This is a genomic window from Bartonella sp. AC130YNZD (assembly GCF_042196865.1).
Classification (GTDB): Bacteria; Pseudomonadota; Alphaproteobacteria; order Rhizobiales; family Rhizobiaceae; genus Bartonella.
Genome location: NZ_JBHIQZ010000003.1, coordinates 19,471 through 39,575, shown reverse-complemented (window position 1 = coordinate 39,575; position 20,105 = coordinate 19,471). Strand labels below are relative to the sequence as shown.

The window sequence follows — 20,105 nt, the reverse complement described above, 5'->3', positions numbered from 1 at the left end:
TACCAATGACATTTGAATTGAAACATACGGATCGTAATCACTTATCACATCATTTTAATGCAATTCTAGGAAATCCACCCGTTGAATGGAAGATAAGTGATCATCTAGTTGAGTATCCTAAAGCTCTGCGTTATATGCAAGAACGTGTAGAAAAAATTCTTGCAAAAACCGCGCATGAACAAGTTTGGCTTCTTGAACACCCTTCCCTTTATACAGCGGGAACGAGTGCAAATAAAAAAGATCTTTTGGCGCCTAATTTATTCCCTGTTTATGAAGCAGGACGTGGAGGTGAATTTACATATCACGGTCCAGGACAGCGTATTGCTTATATCATGCTTGATCTTAAACGCCGGAAACAAGACATTCGTGCTTTCATTAGTGCATTAGAAGAATGGATCATACAGATGCTTGCCAACTTTAATATTAAAGGCGAACGCAGAGAAGATCGCGTTGGTGTCTGGGTTAAACAGTCTCATTGCCCATCAAAACAAAATGATCTTTCTTCCGAAGATAAAATTGCAGCCATTGGCATTCGAGTGCGCAAATGGATAAGTTTTCATGGAGTTTCTATCAATGTTAATCCTAACTTAGCCCATTATTCAGGAATTGTTCCTTGTGGAATTACAAACCACGGTGTCACAAGCTTTCTTAATCTCGGTTGCCCTGTAGCAATGCATGATATTGATATTGCTCTCAAACACGCTTTTGAACAAATTTTTGGCCCAACAATCGATGTTTCCTAAGTGCATTGATTTTTAAACAAAAAACAGGCATAAAATTATTTTAATAAATATTTTATTTTATGAGGTGGATAGTTAAACGCTATGAGCGATAACAAAAAGGATCTTTTTAGTGTTTTTAATAAAGCCCAATCTCGGGTAAATACAAAAGAAAACACTCTGCAGTCTTCAATGAAATCAAACGCGATGATTTCAAGAAAAAGTGCAAAAGATACGCAAGAAGATGACTATAATGCCCTCTCTATTCGAGTTCTTGAGGGTTTAGAGCCCGTACGTTTACGCCCTGGAATGTATATTGGTGGAACAGACAGTAAAGCGCTTCATCATTTATTTTCCGAAATTATTGATAACGCGATGGATGAAGCTGTTGCGGGTTATGCAGATTCTATTGAGGTCTCATTAGATAGGAACGGTTATATAACCGTTACAGATAATGGACGCGGTATTCCTATCGAAAATCATCCTCAAATGCCTGAGAAATCGACTCTTGAAGTTATTATGACACAACTCCACTCAGGGGGAAAATTTGATGGAAAGGCTTATCAAACTGCAGGTGGACTTCATGGAGTAGGAATTTCTGTCGTCAATGCTCTTTCTGATGATATGGAAGTTGAAGTTGCACGAGAACGAAAACTTTACCGCCAACGTTTCTCACGTGGTATTCCTCAATCTGGATTGGAAGATCTGGGAGATGTTTATAATCGTCGTGGTACGCGCGTTCGTTTTCATCCTGATCATGAAATTTTTGGTGAAAAAGCAGCTTTTGATCCAGAAAAAATCTATAAGATGACATGCTCCAAAGCCTATCTTTTTGGTGGCGTAAAAATTCGCTGGTCTTGTGATCCCGTCATACTTGAAGGCGCAAAAAATATTCCTGAAAAAGCTGTTTTTCATTTTCCCGATGGGCTTAAAGACTATTTACTTTCGTCACTAAAAGATAAATCTCGAGTAACGTCAGAAATTTTTTCTGGCAAAACACAACACAATAATGGCCATGGCTCCGTTGAGTGGGCTATCGCTTGGCATGGTGGTGATTCTTGTGTGCAATCTTACTGCAATACGATTCCTACAGGAGAAGGCGGAACACATGAAATAGGATTACGTCAAGCTCTTTTGCGTGGATTGAAATCCTACGCTGAGTTAATAGGAAACAAGCGCGCAACGATTATTACGTCTGACGATATTATGATTTCAACAGCCGCAATACTTTCAGTCTTTATCAGTAACCCTGAATTTGTTGGACAAACAAAAGATCGATTAGCAACCATTGAAGCACAGCGTATCGTTGAGAATGCAATCCGCGATCCTTTTGATCATTGGTTAGCAAATTCCCCACAAGAAGCAACAAAACTTCTCGATTGGGTTATTGAACGTGCTGAAGAACGTGTTAAACGACGCCAAGATAGAGAAATAAGTCGAAAAACTGCTGTCCGTAAATTACGTCTGCCCGGTAAACTTGCAGATTGTAGCCAGAACCATGCTGTGGGTGCTGAACTATTCATTGTTGAAGGAGATTCTGCAGGAGGATCTGCTAAACAAGCAAGAAATAGAGCAAACCAAGCAATTTTACCTCTTCGTGGTAAAATCTTAAATGTCGCCAGTGCTGCACATGAAAAAATGAACTCAAGCCAAACAATTAGCGATCTTATCCTTGCTCTTGGATGTGGAACACGCTCCAAGTATCGTGAAAAAGATCTCAGATATGAACGTATTATCATCATGACAGATGCTGATGTTGATGGTGCTCATATTGCGTCACTGCTCATTACCTTCTTCTTTCAAGAAATGCCTGACCTTATTCATCAGGGACATTTATATCTTGCCGTCCCCCCCCTTTATAGAATATCACAAGGAGGAAAAGTTGCTTATGCTCGTGACGACATTCATAAGGATGAATTGCTCAAAACTGAATTTACTGGAAAAGCTAAAATCGAAATCGGGCGTTTTAAAGGGCTGGGTGAAATGCGCGCAGAACAACTTAAAGAAACGACTATGCATCCTCAAAAACGTACATTGCTTCGTGTTTCTATTGATGCCGTGGAAATGCAAGAAACGAAAAAGACTGTAGAAAGTCTCATGGGAACAAAACCAGAAGCACGATTTCGTTTCATACAAGAAAATTCTACTTTTGCTTCTAATCTAGACATCTAATGTAAAAAATATCCCTTTCAAGCCACTGCGGCTGCGTCAATCACGCGCAGCTGCGGATTGATCGTTCCATTCCAATAATTCAAACTAAGATGACCAGCTAAATGAATCATTTCACCAATATTTTCAAAAAGAAAATCACCAAGCGATGTCCCTACAGCACGAAAAGCTATTCCTTGTAGTTTTTTTCCTTCAACATTAGATACAATGAGGCGAAGATGTCCTTTACCAACTTCAGATAGATTCACCAGTCGATGAGAGGGAAGAACAAAAACAGGTGTTGCATTCCCTGCCCCAAATGGCCCTGCTTTTTCAAGCAATTCAAACAGCGCTTCATTAATACCAGAAGCAGAAAGAGAACCATCTATACTAAGAGATTTTTTTGCACGCAACTGTGAAACCATTAAAGAAACTTTTTCTTCTAGCCATTTTCGAAAAATTTCAATTTTTGTTGATTGAATTGTAATTCCTGCTGCCATACTATGTCCCCCTCCTTTTTCTAATAAATTTAATGTAACAGCTTCACGAACGAGTGCTCCTAAATCTATACCATTAATTGAGCGTCCCGACCCTACGCCATTTCCATCTTCTTTCAAAGCAATAGCAAAAACAGGGCAAAAAAAACGCTCTTTGAGACGGGAAGCAAGAATACCAATAATTCCCGGATGCCATTCTTTATGAGAAATCACAAGTGACAATGGTATTTCTTGATCTTGATAAAGAGAAGAAATGTAAGATTCCGCTTGTGCTAATTGAATGTTCTCCATTTCTTGGCGTTCTTGATTAAGCCGATCTAATTGTTCTGCTATTCTGTCCGCTTCATCTTTATTCTCACAGCTAAGCAAACGTGCTCCCAAAGCTTGATCACCAATGCGCCCTCCTGCATTAATTCTAGGACCTAATAAAAAACCTAAATGAAAACTATTAAGCGGTTCCCCTATTCGTGCAACCTTTGTTAAAGCTGTTATTCCTAGATTATGCATAGAACGAGCAACTTGAAGCCCTTTTATCACAAAAGCACGGTTAACCCCCTGTAATGGAACGACATCACATATGGTTGCCAATGCAACAAGATCAAGCATACTTAAAAGATCAGGCAGCGGTCCTTGGAATTGTTTTTTCCGCAGCAAATGGTGAACCCAAGCTAACGTAACAAAAACAACGCCAGCTGCACATAAATGCCCCTGTTTAGAAAAATCATCAGGACGATTAGGATTGACAAGAGCAACAGCTTCTTGATGAATCTCTGACATTTGATGATGATCTAAAATCACAACATCAGCACCAGCAAGCCTAGCTGCTTTTACGGCATCTGGACTGTTTGCGCCACAATCAACAGTGATAATTAACCGAGCGCCTTCTTGCACAAGCATGCTCATTGCTTGTTCATTCGGACCATAGCCTTCAACAATACGATCAGGAATATAAATTTTGACTTCAATACCAAAATAACGAAAAAAACGCGCTATGAGTGCCGATGAACAAGCACCATCAACATCATAATCACCAAACACAGCAACCTGTTCTTGATTGAGAAGAGCCTTAACAATACGCTCTGCAGCGCATTGCATATCCCTAAAACTTTCTGGATCAGGCATAAGCGTACGCAATGTTGGATTAATAAAAGCAACTGCCTCAGCTTCATCCACATCTCTTGCTGAAAGTACTCGAGCTAACTGATCTGGAAAACCAAATTTTTGAGAAATAGCGCGCGCATTATTTATCCCTTGAACATCAAGGGCATCTAACCAAGCTTGACCACAAGCAGAAGATTCAACATTGAGAAAATAACGAGACCACTGCATTATTACTTATTTTATAATGAAGAACGATAAAATACAATCATGCGTTAAAGATAAAATAGTCTTTTGCAACATTCATTTTAAATTTAAATGGTCCACAAACTTCTTTAATGTGGTATTACAATACCTTTCTCATAACATGTTGTTTTATAAATTTTTTATTTTCTCTTGACGTCAATCAAAAGACATTATACCAGAACAAGTGGTATACGTTAAATATTTCGCTATGGTAACAATTTTCAACGCAAAACAGTAAAAATTCCCTTATATTAAAAGGGTTCTAATAAAGGATACTTCTATGGCAACTTTTTCACAAAAGCCAACTGAAGTGGTGAAAAAATGGGTTATTATTGACGCAGAAAACCTTGTTTTAGGTCGTCTTGCCACATTTGTTGCTAACCGCTTACGTGGCAAACATAAAGCTACATTTACTCCACATGTTGATGATGGTGACAACGTTATTGTCATTAATGCAGATAAAATAGCTCTCACTGGCAAAAAATATACGGATAAAAAATATTATTGGCATACCGGCTATATTGGTGGAATCAAACAACGTACAGCACGTCAACTTCTTGAGGGGCGTTTTCCCGAACGCGTTATTGAAAAAGCGGTAGAGCGTATGATTCCTCGTGGACCTCTTGGTCGCCGTCAATTGAAGAATCTACGTGTTTACGCTGGAAGCCAACATCCACATGAAGCACAACAGCCTGAATCTCTTGACGTTGGTGCTTTAAACCGCAAAAACAAAAGGATTGTTTGATTATGGCTGAAATTAATTCTCTTTCTGAGCTTAGCATAGTAACAAGTATTACAGAAACACATGAAAATGTTGTTCCTGTTCACGTGCAAAAGCTTGATTCACAAGGACGTGCTTACGCAACAGGAAAACGTAAAGACGCTGTTGCACGTGTATGGATTAAACCAGGTTCTGGAAAAATCACGATCAACAATAAGGAATTTGACAAATATTTTGCTCGTCCTGTTCTTAGAATGATTCTTCGTCAACCAATTGTTGCAACAAATAGGGATACCCAGTTTGATATTATTGCAACCGTTGCAGGCGGTGGTCTTTCCGGACAAGCCGGTGCAGTGCGCCATGGCATTTCCAAAGCTTTAACCTATTACGAACCAGAACTTCGCTCAATCTTGAAAAAAGGTGGGTTTCTTACCCGTGATAGTCGTGTTGTTGAACGTAAAAAATACGGTAAAGCAAAAGCACGTCGTTCTTTCCAATTCTCAAAGCGTTAATTTCAATTTTTGCAATGCATAAAGCCTCGGACAAAAACGGGGCTTTTTTAAACTGCTAAAACAGACTTTTAGATGAATGTAGGAACAAATCTATACCGATTAAAAAAAACAAGAATGCAGAACAACCTCTTCTCTTAAGATAAAAGGCAAGAAAAATAGACCGAAAAAATTCAAAACTTCAGTTTCAATTTTTAAAATCTGTTTTACTAACTTGTAATATATCGACGTGCTAAAGCACAAAAATATTTACGCGACAACTTTAGCAATCTTATAAGCTTTTCAATATTTTTCTATCATCACTTAACAAGCTTTAGTCCAAGAAATGCTTTACCATTGTAATAAAATGAGGGACAGAAATAGGCTTTGACATATATTCTTCACATCCACTGGCACGAATTCGCTCCTCATCGCCTTTCATAGCAAAAGCTGTTACAGCAACAACGGGGATTGATCGAAGTTCTTCATCTTCTTTTAATTGTTTAATAACATCTATTCCAGAGACTTCTGGCAACTGGATATCCACAAGGATAAGAGATGGCATTGATGAACGCGCCAAATCTAATGCCATAAGACCATTACGCGTTTCAACGGTTTCATAACCACTCGCTTCTACAAGATCGCGAAATAACTTCATATTAAGCTCATTATCTTCCACGATCATGACTTTTTTTGACATTCGTATAACTCCACCCTTCTCAGATAAAATAGAGAAATAGAAATGAATCCACATTCTCTTTGCTTAAGATAAAATGATAAAATGAATTGTAAACCACAAAGAGATTAAAAGATTCCAATAAAAGCATTTTTGCAAATATTTGTAAGACGCATCGCTATACTTATTCAGTTCATCAACATAAAACCCACAAATAGTCGTAAGATTGTGTGACCTTGTATTTTTTGAATTGATATACAAAGTTTATGGATATCTCAATTAATGCATTCGCGTTTTCATCATAAAAAAATATCAACCACAAACTTAGCTCAAACGCGTATTTTGAAGAGGAAAAAATTTAAGTAAATTTAAAAAGCAACTGATTCGCTGAATTTAATGCGCCATATACTGGCATCCACAAAACAATATCTTAATGATATAAAAAGATAAACTTATCAATGTTATTAAGAGTAAAAAATAAATAAACCGTGATTAAATAACACGGTTTATTTAATATAAAACATTCAAATAACAGAATAATTCAAATTTGATCAAGGATAATATCTTTTAATTCAAAGCCCATGAACTATGAGCAAAAGCATCGAATGTTCTTCCACCTGTCTCTCTGTTAGGACTGGGCGGCTTTCTAGTAAAGAAATATACAAAATATGCGATTAAAGCAAAAATCGCTGTCTCCATCCCCATTAAACCCGCGACTTTTTGGACATTTTTCTCACCCCCTTGTCCTTCAAACTGGCTAATAACCATATCAACAGCTTTAATAACTCTATTTTCCTGTGTCATTACAGAAATAAAACCAGCATTTTGAAATCTACCATTTAAAGAATCAGCATTGGCTCTTAAAATCTGTGAAAAGAAAATCGCTACTGCAACAAAACATACTATACAATGCTTGAATATTTTCATCATAACCACCTAATTACAATATTTAATAAAATAAATTTTCTTTACCGCCCCCTCTAAATAAAAAACATTCCATCATCTATCGATAAAGTATATTTATCTTCTTATAATAAAAATATAATACAAAATTTAATTAATAACTTTATTTTAATTGTTGTTTTTGTATTATATTACACCTATAATATATTCGTTACATGTTTATTTAATAATTGTCAATTATTTTATTTGTACTTTACATTATGTAGTTTAATGATAAAAATATATTAAAATAAAATTATTTTATTGTTTTTATTATAAATTTAGCTTTATTATCATAAATATTATTATGATTTTATAATATAAAAAAATATTAATATGTTGTTTTTTAGTTACACATAATATTTTTATTTTTTGTATAATATAGTAAAATAAATATTTTTATAAAATAATTTTTCCTTAGTATATATTGAGAAAAAATATTTGCCCCAGCTACAATTAGCGTAAGCACCAGCTTAATTCTTTGATTGAAAAAGCTAAATTAGGTAATATAAGGGATAACTTTGGTGAATGCGCTAAATCTAATGCCATAAGCTATTACACATTTCAACGATTTCACAGCCATGCGTTTCTACAAGAACGTGGAATAATTTTAATAAAGTTCATTGTCTTCCACAATTATAACTTTCTAACATTAATATAATTCACGACTTTAAGATAAAATAGAGAAATAAAAATTTAAATAACGTTGATATGGATAGATTATTTGCTAGCAAACAATCTTCTCTATTAAATCAGAGTGTTCACTACTATGATATTGTAATTTCAATCACGACAATACTTCAATAACAGACTAAAATATAGATTCACTATAAGCTTAAAATAAAAATTTTGGAATTGATCATACATACAATGAATGAACCGTAAAATACAAAAGTAATCATAACACTAGAAAGTGAAAAAGCTTATCACTCTTGTTCACTATTCCTTCCTCTCTCATTTTTTCTGTGTTATTTTTAAAGTCTTGTAAAAGATATGAATTACATACAAAAAAATTTAACCCTTTGTAATCTCTACGCCATCAATCACATTAGTTTTATTAATGATAAGCAATAACATCTGTATAGCTCTAAGCTTAAATAGCAACACCAGATTAAAGTATCATTTTTATTTATTGTAAAAGAGTATGTAAAACTTCATTTTACTCTTATCATTGTTAATGAAAAATTGAAAAATGAGCTTATTAATATTTATTAAATAGAAAATAATTTTTTACAAAATAATATTTTATTTAATTACTTTTTAAAATAACCTATTTAAAATAATATAAATATATTATGTTTATATTGCATGCGTTTAAATTGTATATTTTTAATTAAATAATAATATTTATAATAACACTAAAATATTACATAATAATTATCTTTCTATTAAATAGAATAAGGAATTCACAAGAAAATCAAGTATAATTCTATTTGTTTACAAGAACAACAAAGAAATATATTTAATTATGTTATTGAACTCAGTTGCGTTGCCATCGTTTTTTCCTGCTTGGCTTAGTGGATCCTTTTATTTCCAAGCAATTATTAACTGAATTTTGACTGCTCAGCATACTGAAAAATCTCTATGTGATTGTTGTCTTGATAATTGCTATCATGTTGTTTAGCGAAGTTCTTAGCTTTCTATCGGGCAACTTAAAAGCTTTATTCTGTCAATTTTCTTATTGTTTAAGCAAAAACTCATCCATGTAATAATATATTGAATGCACCAACAAAATCCGCACGAATAACCACATTCTGCACATATAAAAATTACCCATCTTTGACAATTTTTTAGTACTATAAACGCAACAAAAATAAATTTTGCTCGGAGGAGAAAGCACTACTAATATTGTACACCATCTTACCATTGGCTTGTGTCATCAAGCAGACATCTAAACTCAAACTAATCTAAAACCAAGAAATTTAACTATCTGATTTTTATTGTAAATTCTTTGCTCATAGCTATAGAAATACAACCGATTTTATGCATGAATATGTCTAATAAAAAATCCTCATGTGTAAATTTTACATGACTTATACCGCCAGCATAAATAACGATATTTTACAGTACGATAGAATTTTCACTCAATTTTTTATTTTTATAATCATGATGACTTTTATATTATCCCCCTAATCCATTAAATTTACGCATTGTTTTCTTATAACTTATGAAAGTCATGACCATGGAAAGAAAAGCGCTCAACAGAAGATATCCAATATTCTATTCGTCTTTACCAAGCAACAATGACACAGGCAAGGAAGCAGAAAAAGCCATGGGAAGCATAAACAAAAGCCATTTTACGATGCTTAAAGGATAAATTCCTATTGGCACAAATGAAAGCTCGTAAATCATTTCATGAAAATATTCGACAGGCATCTTACGGCTAATAATAAATGTTATAAAATTGAACATCATGAAAAAACAAATATTGACGATAAAAACACAAAATATTGCAACAATAAAAGAGATCCATCTTAGCTTAAGATCAGAAATATTCGGTAATGATACAAATAAATAGGCACTAACATAAAGGACAAAGAGCTTGATCAAATTAAGAGGTTTACACCAACCAAACAACATCAACAACCAGATTGAAACGGGCTTTATCAAGTATGGTTCAATTTTACCATCCGCTACTTTTTCAAAAAACGTTTCAATAGAATTAGTAAAAATATTCAAAAATATTCCAAGTAAAACAAAGACAACAAAGATAAAATGGATTTCATCTCTGCTATAGTTACCGATCTTTCCTGAAAAAGAAGATATTCTATCAATAAATATGAATTGAATAAAATAATAGCATAGAGAAAGCATAAACTCCCCAGCCAAATTCTTACCATAAACAATCTGTCGGCGGATATTCAGACTGATAAAATGAAGGATGATTTTCATCTCAACCACCTGCTCCATTATATGCTTTCATCCCTTTATTCCAAGCAATATAAATTAAGAATAAAAAACACAAAATATAAGTAAAACTTCCGAAAATAAACTGCTGAAACAACGCTAAATTTTGCGTCGCGAAAAACTCGGCAGGAGCTGATATCATGAAACGATAAGGATTAAATTGCATAAGCGGAATAAGCCACACCGGCCAAAAAGATGGTGGTAAAAGAACACCCCCAAGAAGCGCTGAACTGAGAATACTGAAAGAAAGTAATATATTGTACTCAATCACCCAAAAGCTTAATAAGGCAATTCCAAAAGAGATTAAAAAACAAAGCAATTGTGATAGAATAACAACCAAAAAAAGAACAGAAAAGCGATGACCAATCCCAGAATATTTTCATAAAATAAAACAAGCTTAACAACAAAAAGAGCCAATAAGGGAATGCTATATAATACACTCTCCCCTAAAAAAGTAAAAAGCATTTGTGTCATATAACTAAAGGGCTTTGTAAGATATACTTCTAATTGACCTTCTTTAACATGATGAGAGAAAAACTTAATCACATTATAACCATTATTTAAGCGACCTAAGACTAAAGCAAAAGCATAATAATACATCATATCATAAAAGCTAAAGCCATTTATGGTGTTGCCCGTATCAGAGAAAAGTGCATTCCATAATAGAAGTTGAATAACAAATGGCGAAAGTGTCCCAATGATAATATCGGTAAAAAACATTGCTCTATCACTTAGAACAGTCAGTAATCCATTCTTGGCAAAAAGAAACATACCAAAGCAGTGGTTAGATAAATTCTTTAAATTTAACACGGAGCATCTCTTCAAGCGAGGGAGTGGATACAGAGAACGTACAGTTCAATTTGGTTGTAATTTCGCGTACAAAACGCGCAAAATCCTCACGGGGCAACGAAACCTCCAGCGAGCATTCTTCAGCGTTAAAGTACTTATCTTTTAAAGGAGTAGATAATTTCAACGCAATCTCATCAATTTTTTCTACAACAGCTGAAGGTGCCGCCAAGTGTTCACAAAAAAGTGTCATTCTCACCAAAGAAGGAATGACATTTTTAAGCGCATGAAGATTACCATGAAACTGTTTCTTTCCTTTATGCAAGAGAATAATATCATCGACGTATCCATCAATATCTCCCATATCATGACTTGTGATGATATACCCAGTGCCACGCTCCCTTTTCAGTTTTTTAAGAAGCTCCCTGATTTCATGCTTAGATGTAAGATCAAGACCAATACTTGGCTCATCGAAAAACAACAGTTTAGGTCTAAAGGAGAGATTAAATGCCAATTCACTTTTCACTCTCTCACCCAGACTAAGTATCCGCACTGGCTTATCCATAATATGCTCAAGACCCAGTAACTCAGCGATCTCTTTAAGATCACGGGTAAAAGAGGCGCGTTCAAGACCATATAATGGTTGAACCATATCCAGACTGTAGCGTAAGGGCAAATCCCACCATAAACAATTCTTATGACCAAAGACCACACCCAAAGACTTGAACAGATTTTTCTTCGCTTTATAAGGATCAACACCAAGGACTTTAACACATCCCTCATCAGCGTATTGTATACCAGAAAGTATTTTAATCAGTGTCGATTTACCCGCTCCGTTAGGGACAAGAATTGCTAACGATTGCCCTGAAAAGAGGGTGAAACTCATATCTTTTAACACATAATGATTTGTATAATCCGGCTTGAAGAGAGAAAACACCTTGTTTTTAAAACCAATTTCTCTGTCAATGTTGCGATATATTTTTGAGACGTTATTAACGTCAATCAATAATGATCCCATCAGTCACTCCTAATTTCAACTTATCCCCCCTTTGAATGTTCCCATAATAAATATCTGTTTTTGTTCACTAGAAAAAACAAAAGTGTTCAAGCCCTCCCTAGAGCAATAAAACGCACCTGACGTTTTATCTCCAATTTTTTGTCTAGATATTTTTTCAATGTGATGAGTTCACTTCAATGAAGCATTAAGATACTAAAAACTTATTTCTTCTTTTATGAAAGATAATCTTTTGGATAAACTAAGTAAGTAGAAAAATAATTGGTCATTGAAAGGAGAGCTTTGCTAAGAAGGCTTCATTGTGTAAGCAAAGATACAAAGCATAAATCTATACTATAAGCATATCAAACCACATTGATAACAAAACAAAAATCCTTGACAACAGGAATTTTTTGAGAGGCTACTTTCCCTCAGCATTACTATAAAATGCCTCCATTATTCCCCATGAAAAAACTAAAATTGCTTTCACTATTTTAGTAAATATCTTTCAGATTTTATCTAACTCATCTCCCTCAACAGACACGCCTCCCCAATATATGACCTCTGTAGATAATTCAAAGGAGCAGCTTCATAAACTCAGATTATTAAACGATACATCATATCCAAAAATAACAATACAATCAATTATGGATAAAGATCTGTAGAAAGAAAGCCATGATATTCGAAAATTTCATCACTCAAAAACACAATTTTCTCATAGCAATTGACTTATCAAAAACTTTCTTCAAATGATGCCCTATTCATCTTATCAAATTTATAGACAAAATTTGTATCAATCAAAAAGAACAAATGAAGTTTGTTTAGTTGATTTCAGCATCACTCTCATTAAAAGATAAAAGATTAAAACTTTGGACCATATGAGGTGGTAAAGGTGCAACAATGTCCAATATTCCTCCTGAAGGATGAGGAATACGAATACGACGTGCATGAAGATGAAGACGATTTTGAATTCCTCCTGGTAATGTCCAATTACTATCAGAAAAAAAATACTTTGTATCGCCAATGATAGGATGATCCATATGGGCAGCATGCACACGAAGCTGATGTGTTCTCCCTGTATAGGGTTCCATTTCAAGCCACGAAAGAGCCCGCCCTCGCGTATCTAAAACGCGATAGTAGGAAACCGCATGATGTGAATCTGGCTCTCCATGTTCACAAACACGCATTTTGTCACCTTGTGCAGTCATTTCCTTAACCATCCACGTTGAAATTTTGTCCTGCTTTTTTTTAGGCACACCCCGAACCAACGCCCAATAAGTCTTTTTTGTTTCTCGCGCTCTAAAAGCAGCAGTTAAGGACTGAGCAGCTCCCCTTGATCGCGCAACAATAAGCACACCCGACGTCTCACGATCAAGACGATGAACCAAACGCGGCTTTTCACCTTTTTTATTGCGCCATACCTCAAGCATACTATCCATATGACGTGTTAAACCAGAGCCTCCTTGTACAGCCAACCCAGCTGGTTTATTAAAAACAAATACCTTTGGATCTTCATAAAGCAGCATTTTTTTCAAAACGGTCCCATCATCCTGCCCACGAAGTGTTTTATCCGTTATTGAAAGATTTTCCTTGTCATTAATAGGGAGAGGTGGAATACGAACAGCTTGCCCTATACAAAGACGCGTATCGGCTTTAACACGTCCACTATCAACCCGTATCTGACCAGAACGCAACAATTTTTGCAAAGCTCCAAAACCAAGTCCTGGATAATGCACTTTAAACCAGCGATCTAAACGCATTCCATTTTCATCTGCCTCAACTTTTTTTATTTCTATGCCTGCCATGAAAATTCCCTTACCTGCTAATTTTATTGATCTATTTTTGCGCCTTTATAAACACAAAAATTCATATTTTAGTTGGTCTTATCACACCATATTACAGTTAGTATCCAAAATTTCCTTTTCTTAACGTCCAAATTTTATTAGCTAAAAACTAAGCGTTGTAAAAATCAACAGCCTTTACGCTTAATAGCGAATGGAGATAATTAACCGTGTCCTTATTCAAAACCTATGCACGTGTTCTCACTTACCTAAATAGAGAAAAAAATGCATCCCTTTTAATCTGTACCGCTAATGTTATATTAGCTATTATCACTATTGCAGAACCTATTTTATTTGGACAAGTTATTGATTCTATTACAGACAAAACAGCTATCATCCTTACTCTTGCCATTTGGGTTTGTTTTGGACTTTCACATATTATTGCTTATGTCCTTGTTGCTCGCGGTGCTGACCGCTTAGCCCATAGACGCCGCTTAACGGTTTTAACGGAATCTTTCGAACGTATCATTGCCATGCCTTTAATTTGGCATCAACAACGTGGAACTTCCAACGCACTCCATACACTTTTGCGCGCAATAGATTCCATGTCAACCATATGGCTTGATTTTATGCGCCAACATCTCTCAACGCTTGTCGCCTTATTGGTTCTTATCCCCATAGCGTTTAATATGAATTGGCGTCTTTCAATAGTCTTGGTTGTGCTTGCCATCATTTATGTATTAATTGCACGTTTAGTGATGCGAAAAACAAAAGACGGGCAAGCCGCTGTAGAATGCTATCATCATAACCTTTTTAAGCATGTCAGTGATTCAATCTCTAATGTTTCCATTGTACAAAGTTATAACCGAATAAAAGAAGAAACTTCCATACTGCATCAACATACAAATGCTCTTCTTAAAGCACAAAATCCTGTTCTCAATTGGTGGGCGCTCGCCAGTGGCTTAAATCGAATGGCTTCAACAATTTCAATCGTTTGTGTTCTTCTCCTTGGAGCTTTTTTTGTTGCAAAAGATCAATTACGAGTAGGTGAAGTCGTTGCTTTTGTTGGATTTGCACAACTCATGATTAGCCGCCTAGACCAAATGAGCAGTTTTATTAATTGTGCAATATCCTCACAAGCAAAACTGCAAGAATTTTTTGAAATGGAAGACTCAACCTTTCATATCAACGAACCGCAAAATCTTCCTTCCCTCCAAAATGTTAAAGGCGCCATACAATTTCATCACGTGACCTATCAATTCCAAAATTCTTCTCAAGGTGTTTTTGATATTTCCTTTGAAGTTAAAGCAGGACAAACTGTTGCGATTGTAGGACCAACAGGGGCTGGAAAAACAACATTGATCAATCTGTTGCAGCGCGTATACGACCCTACCCTTGGGCATATCTCCATTGATGGAATAAATATATGCTCAATCAATCGCGAATCTTTACGCAAATCTCTAGCAACAGTATTTCAAGACTCGGGTCTTTTCAACCGTACTATTCATGACAATATTTCAATAGGAAAAGCGAGCGCAACGAATGAAGAACTTTATGAAGCAGCAAAAATAGCAGAAGCTCACGATTTTATTCTAAAAAAAGCTGATTGTTATAACACAATAGTGGGCGAACGAGGATCTCAATTATCTGGTGGAGAAAAACAACGACTAGCAATTGCACGCGCTGTTTTAAAAAATGCCCCTATTCTCATTCTAGATGAAGCAACAAGCGCTCTTGATGTTGAAACAGAAGCACGAGTCAAAGATGCTCTCGATTGTATAAGCCATAACCGTACTACTTTTATTATAGCACATCGCCTCTCAACAGTACGCAATGCTGATGTGATACTCTTTCTGGATCATGGTCACTTAATGGAAAAAGGAAACTTTCAAGAATTAATCGATAGAGGGGGACGTTTCTCTAAATTTTTAAAGGCAAGTGGTTTAACAATCAAACCACCAAAAAGAGAAGGAGAAAATGTTATCCCCTTACATGAAGCCATAGCATCATAAAATTGATACTCTTTTCAAGCAAAAAAATCCTCCTCAGAATAACAAGAGTGCTTATATATGATACAAGTAAAAAGATTTCTAAAAATACCACAATCCATTTTAGGTATTTAAGAAAAATATTAAAACAGTCTAGTATTTTCTCTGCTATTGCAATTTTACTAGATTGGGACAAAAATATTTCCCTATATCTGTGAATATTGACGAGTATACATTCTCATTTAGGGAAAATGTAAAGATAAAAACAATTTCCAGTTTTACCGTCTTCTTTTTACTCAGCTTTACGAATTTCAAAACGAACTAAAGAAATATCTTTTAAATAATGAATATTATGTATTGCGTTGCACTTTGTTTATCACTTTCTTTATAGTCCTTTCATAAAGAACAGAACATCATTGTTTTGCACATTCATATGACTTTTTTTAAGAAACATTTCTCAATGCTTTTAAGCCCATTTCACAACGACATTCGTGAGTGGTTTTGATTAATTTAACATACACAGAATTTGAAATAATAAAATCCTACGAATATTAGTAGCTCTTGTTCAAAAGATAAAACGATAAATTATCATTATAACTCAATGTATTAAAGCAATTTTATTATAAATAAATTAGATGTTAATCTAAATATTTAGACTTATGTTATATTCCTTTGATTTATATTGATAATTCATTACTTTATAACTTGAAATAAAGATTTATAAAGATAGGAGAATATTCCTTTCAAGACCTTTTAATAATAAACCAAAAAACTGTTTTCTTGTACATAACAAGCAAAATGAAAATAATAGCTCTAAGATATAACAACGCTTTTATAAGCCTTTTCAAGGAAAGAAATTTTATTCATTTAAAAACTAATCGAATAATGATAGCTTATAACTTTATAAAGATAATCGTATGCAATAAATCTTGTATTTTTCCTTTCATAAAAAGAGATGTTTCTTCAAAAAATCTATAAGAGCAACACAATAACTAGTCTTCCTAGTAAAAGAATACACAGCAAAGCATGAAGTGCTGCATAATCTATCTTATCTTAAAAAGGTGACTCCTGAAACGCTTGGAAGCTATAAAGCCAAATGATAAAGTGGTGATAAAGACAAACACTGTTTTTATCTTTACAATTGTATTTTCCCCAATTACGCTGTATCTGCATTTCAGAAATACACCAGACAGATATTCATGATACATAGATACCAACCCAATATAACAATGTAAAAAACACCTATGCAGAATGATTTCATTCTTTAATTTTTTTCAAGAAAATCTTTTAGTGCCGAAAATGCCTCATCAGCTTTGTTCCCCTCAGGACCACCAGCCTGCGCCATATCAGGACGGCCACCTCCACCTTTACCACCCAGCATCGCAGAAAGAATACGAACGAGATCTACAGCATTTAATTTATCCGTTAAATCATCCGTAACACCGACAACAGCACTCCCTTTTCCATCCTCCGAGACACTAATAAAAGCAACCACTCCAGATCCAATTTGTTTTTTCTCAGAATCGACGAGCGCCTTAAGATCCCGTGGTAAAATATTTTTAACAACGCGTCCGGTAAAAGAAAACCCATTGATGATGATAATATCACCTTGGCTCCTTTCTGTTATTCCACCACTCAACATCATTTTCTTGCGTACATCATTCAATTCTTTTTCAAGTTTACGACGATCATCAAGCAAAATTCGCACCCGTTCTTCCACGCCAACAGAAGAAGTTTTTAAAAGATCAGCAATTTCATGAATACGTTCATCTTGGCGGCTAAGATAAAGACGTGCTTCTTTGCCTGTTAAAGCTTCAATACGCCGCACTCCAGCTGAAACAGAACTTTCAGAAACAATATGAATCAAACCGATATCACCTGTTCGCTCCACATGTGTCCCTCCACAAAGCTCAATTGACCAACGCTTTTTTAATCTTCCCTGTTCAAGTGGCTCCCCCATAGAAACAACACGAACTTCATCACCATATTTTTCACCAAACAATGCCATGGCTCCTTCAGAAATGGCATCATCTACAGCCATGAGGCGCGTTATCACTCTACTATTTTGCAAAATAATCTCATTGGTTAAATCTGCTATTTTTTTCAATTCTTTTGGTGAAACGGATTTTGGATGGGAAAAATCAAAACGCAACCGATCTGGCGATACAAGAGAACCCTTTTGTGTAACATGGTCCCCCAATGTTTGGCGTAAAGCTTCGTGTAACAAATGAGTAGCAGAGTGATTCGCACGAATTTTCTTACGACGAACAATATCAATCATTAATTCTACACAATCAGACCTCGATGCCTGACCAGATTTCACCTCCCCAATATGGATAAAAACACCATCGCCCTTTCTTTGGGTATCATGCACCTTAAAAATAAAATTTTCACCAGAAATGATACCGCTATCACCAATTTGCCCACCAGATTCACCATAAAAAGGTGTCTGATTAACAACAAGCATAGCTTTCTGACCTGAAAAAATATGATCAACAATTTTACCATCACACACAAGAGCTGTAAGAATACCTTTCGCTGTCTCAGTTTCATAACCTAAAAATTCTGTGGCCCCCACTTGATCACGAACAGAAAACCAGATTTTCTCTGTTACAGCTTCTCCAGAACCAGACCAATTGGCACGTGCTTCCTCTTTTTGGCGTTCCATCGCTTTATCAAAAGCACCAACATCAACAGAGATTCCTCGACGACGAAGAACATCTTGCGTCAAATCAAGCGGAAAACCATAGGTATCATAGAGCTTGAAAGCAACTTCACCATTCAAATAGTCCCCTTCTTTAAGATCGGTACTTGCTTCGTTCAACAAACCAAGTCCTCGTTCAAGCGTTTTACGAAAACGTATTTCTTCTAACCTTAAAGTTTCTGAAACCAAAGATTCAGCACGCACCAACTCAGGATAAGCTTGTCCCATTTCGCGAATTAAAGCAGGCAAAAGTTGCCACATTAAGGGCTCTTTAGCACCAAGAAGATGCGCATGACGCATAGCACGACGCATAATACGACGTAAAACATATCCTCTTCCTTCATTAGAAGGAAGCACACCATCAGCAATCAAAAATGCAGATGAGCGAAGATGATCAGCAATGACACGATGGCTGGCAATAAAATCACCCTTTGCCTCAATCCCTGTAATTTCTTCTGACGCGTCAATTAATGCACGAAAAAGATCAATGTCATAATTATCATGAACGCTCTGTAAAACAGCTGCAATACGCTCTAACCCCATACCGGTATCAATAGAAGGATGAGGTAAGTTAACACGTTCTTCCTTGGAAACTTGCTCATACTGCATAAAAACAAGATTCCAAATCTCAATAAAGCGATCCCCATCTTCATTAGCACTTCCAGGAGGACCGCCCCAGATTTCATCACCATGATCATAAAAAATCTCCGAACAAGGCCCACAAGGGCCTGTTTCTCCCATCGACCAAAAATTATCAGCCGTCGCAATACGAACAATTTTTTCATCTGGAAGACCAGAAATTTTACGCCAAAGTTCAGCAGCAACATCATCACTCTGATAAACTGTCACCAACAATTTATCTTTTGGCAGGCAAAATTCCTTTGTTAAAAGATTCCATGATAAAAAAATAGCTTCTTCCTTGAAATAATCACCGAAAGAAAAATTACCCAGCATTTCAAAAAATGTATGATGGCGCGCCGTATAACCAACATTATCAAGATCATTATGCTTTCCACCCGCACGAACACATTTTTGTGCCGTTGTTGCCTGCGTATAAGAAGGTTGTTCAAGTCCAGTAAAAACATTTTTAAACTGCACCATCCCTGCATTTGTAAACATAAGTGTAGGATCATTCCGCGGAACAAGCGGACTAGAAGAAAGAACTTTATGCCCATTACGATGAAAATAATCCAAAAATATTGACCGAATATTATTAACACTATTCATGTTGACACCTGCTCAATACAGCACAAAACCATAAAAGAAAAATCCCCCTCATTAAATCCTCTTCGACACGCATAGAGTCAATTTAATCAAAAATGGAATATTTGTTTTAAAAAATTGAGAAAAAAATGACTGCGTATTTAAAAACTCAAACAAAAAAACAGAAAAATCTTAAAGGAAAAAAAT

14 protein-coding genes and 1 pseudogene are annotated in these 20,105 nt (G+C 35.4%); 6 read left to right on the top strand and 9 right to left on the bottom strand.

All coding sequences use genetic code 11. The features are described 5' to 3' along the window. The first annotated feature begins 5 nt into the window (after nucleotides 1–5). Together lipB and parE are read left to right on the top strand one after the other, a co-directional pair. Entirely contained in the window at nucleotides 6–743 is a 738-nt protein-coding gene (gene lipB, locus ACFINU_RS02085) for a lipoyl(octanoyl) transferase LipB (protein WP_375617742.1), read from the top strand. A gap of 81 nt (nucleotides 744–824) precedes the next feature. Further along, nucleotides 825–2,891, top strand: coding sequence for a DNA topoisomerase IV subunit B (parE, locus tag ACFINU_RS02080; protein ID WP_375617741.1), 2,067 nt, complete (start codon nucleotides 825–827; stop codon nucleotides 2,889–2,891). Between the two features lie 17 nt (nucleotides 2,892–2,908). On the opposite strand, the gene recJ is transcribed toward parE, so the two are convergent. Then, nucleotides 2,909–4,693 (bottom strand): single-stranded-DNA-specific exonuclease RecJ, encoded by a 1,785-nt coding sequence (gene recJ, locus ACFINU_RS02075; RefSeq protein WP_375617740.1) that lies wholly within the window; start codon nucleotides 4,691–4,693, stop codon nucleotides 2,909–2,911. A gap of 295 nt (nucleotides 4,694–4,988) precedes the next feature. On the opposite strand from recJ, the gene rplM reads away from it, so the two are divergent. From rplM to ACFINU_RS02060, 3 genes are all read left to right on the top strand, one after another. Continuing rightward, on the top strand, nucleotides 4,989–5,453 hold the full coding sequence (gene rplM / locus ACFINU_RS02070; RefSeq protein ID WP_375617739.1) for a 50S ribosomal protein L13: 465 nt from the start codon (nucleotides 4,989–4,991) through the stop codon (nucleotides 5,451–5,453). 2 nt (nucleotides 5,454–5,455) lie between these two features. Further along, on the top strand, nucleotides 5,456–5,941 hold the full coding sequence (rpsI, locus tag ACFINU_RS02065) for a 30S ribosomal protein S9 (protein WP_015856545.1): 486 nt from the start codon (nucleotides 5,456–5,458) through the stop codon (nucleotides 5,939–5,941). A gap of 155 nt (nucleotides 5,942–6,096) precedes the next feature. Continuing rightward, nucleotides 6,097–6,174, top strand: a complete 78-nt coding sequence (locus ACFINU_RS02060) for a hypothetical protein (protein WP_375606729.1) — start codon at nucleotides 6,097–6,099, stop codon at nucleotides 6,172–6,174. 77 nt (nucleotides 6,175–6,251) lie between these two features. Here ACFINU_RS02060 and ACFINU_RS02055 read toward each other — a convergent pair whose 3' ends face one another. The 7 genes and pseudogenes from ACFINU_RS02055 to ACFINU_RS02025 form a co-directional block, all read right to left on the bottom strand. Next, nucleotides 6,252–6,617, bottom strand: a complete 366-nt coding sequence (locus tag ACFINU_RS02055; protein WP_273724078.1) for a response regulator — start codon at nucleotides 6,615–6,617, stop codon at nucleotides 6,252–6,254. Between the two features lie 543 nt (nucleotides 6,618–7,160). Further along, on the bottom strand, nucleotides 7,161–7,520 hold the full coding sequence (locus ACFINU_RS02050) for a hypothetical protein (RefSeq protein WP_375617800.1): 360 nt from the start codon (nucleotides 7,518–7,520) through the stop codon (nucleotides 7,161–7,163). A 2,136-nt stretch (nucleotides 7,521–9,656) separates the two neighbouring features. Further along, nucleotides 9,657–10,445, bottom strand: a pseudogene (locus ACFINU_RS02045) (ABC-2 family transporter protein). Then, nucleotides 10,429–10,761 (bottom strand): hypothetical protein, encoded by a 333-nt coding sequence (locus tag ACFINU_RS02040; protein WP_375617738.1) that lies wholly within the window; start codon nucleotides 10,759–10,761, stop codon nucleotides 10,429–10,431. The pseudogene ACFINU_RS02045 and the gene ACFINU_RS02040 overlap by 17 nt, the downstream one beginning before the upstream one ends. Continuing rightward, nucleotides 10,746–11,252, bottom strand: a complete 507-nt coding sequence (locus ACFINU_RS02035) for an ABC-2 family transporter protein (protein ID WP_375617737.1) — start codon at nucleotides 11,250–11,252, stop codon at nucleotides 10,746–10,748. Before ACFINU_RS02035 ends, ACFINU_RS02040 begins: the two co-directional genes overlap by 16 nt. Next, nucleotides 11,227–12,246, bottom strand: a complete 1,020-nt coding sequence (locus ACFINU_RS02030; protein ID WP_375617736.1) for an ATP-binding cassette domain-containing protein — start codon at nucleotides 12,244–12,246, stop codon at nucleotides 11,227–11,229. The genes ACFINU_RS02035 and ACFINU_RS02030 overlap by 26 nt, the downstream gene beginning before the upstream one ends. Before the next feature lie 797 nt (nucleotides 12,247–13,043). Beyond that, complete coding sequence (locus ACFINU_RS02025; RefSeq protein WP_375617735.1) at nucleotides 13,044–14,027, bottom strand: RluA family pseudouridine synthase; 984 nt, start codon at nucleotides 14,025–14,027, stop codon at nucleotides 13,044–13,046. 206 nt (nucleotides 14,028–14,233) lie between these two features. Between ACFINU_RS02025 and ACFINU_RS02020 the strand changes: the two genes are divergently transcribed. Next, on the top strand, nucleotides 14,234–16,015 hold the full coding sequence (locus ACFINU_RS02020; protein ID WP_375617734.1) for a glucan ABC transporter ATP-binding protein/ permease: 1,782 nt from the start codon (nucleotides 14,234–14,236) through the stop codon (nucleotides 16,013–16,015). 1,240 nt (nucleotides 16,016–17,255) lie between these two features. On the opposite strand, the gene alaS is transcribed toward ACFINU_RS02020, so the two are convergent. Continuing rightward, nucleotides 17,256–19,922 (bottom strand): alanine--tRNA ligase, encoded by a 2,667-nt coding sequence (alaS, locus tag ACFINU_RS02015; protein ID WP_375617733.1) that lies wholly within the window; start codon nucleotides 19,920–19,922, stop codon nucleotides 17,256–17,258. Nucleotides 19,923–20,105: the final 183 nt, after the last annotated feature.

Excerpts from the sequence above, each read along its gene's own strand:
- rplM (WP_375617739.1), top strand. The coding sequence starts at position 4,989 with ATGGCAACTTTTTCACAAAAGCCAACTGAAGTGGTGAAAAAATGGGTT.
- ACFINU_RS02030 (WP_375617736.1), bottom strand. The coding sequence starts at position 12,246 with ATGGGATCATTATTGATTGACGTTAATAACGTCTCAAAAATATATCGC.
- parE (WP_375617741.1), top strand. The coding sequence starts at position 825 with ATGAGCGATAACAAAAAGGATCTTTTTAGTGTTTTTAATAAAGCCCAA.
- ACFINU_RS02050 (WP_375617800.1), bottom strand. The coding sequence starts at position 7,520 with ATGAAAATATTCAAGCATTGTATAGTATGTTTTGTTGCAGTAGCGATT.
- rpsI (WP_015856545.1), top strand. The coding sequence starts at position 5,456 with ATGGCTGAAATTAATTCTCTTTCTGAGCTTAGCATAGTAACAAGTATT.
- ACFINU_RS02025 (WP_375617735.1), bottom strand. The coding sequence starts at position 14,027 with ATGGCAGGCATAGAAATAAAAAAAGTTGAGGCAGATGAAAATGGAATG.
- alaS (WP_375617733.1), bottom strand. The coding sequence starts at position 19,922 with ATGAATAGTGTTAATAATATTCGGTCAATATTTTTGGATTATTTTCAT.
- recJ (WP_375617740.1), bottom strand. The coding sequence starts at position 4,693 with ATGCAGTGGTCTCGTTATTTTCTCAATGTTGAATCTTCTGCTTGTGGT.
- ACFINU_RS02055 (WP_273724078.1), bottom strand. The coding sequence starts at position 6,617 with ATGTCAAAAAAAGTCATGATCGTGGAAGATAATGAGCTTAATATGAAG.
- lipB (WP_375617742.1), top strand. The coding sequence starts at position 6 with ATGACATTTGAATTGAAACATACGGATCGTAATCACTTATCACATCAT.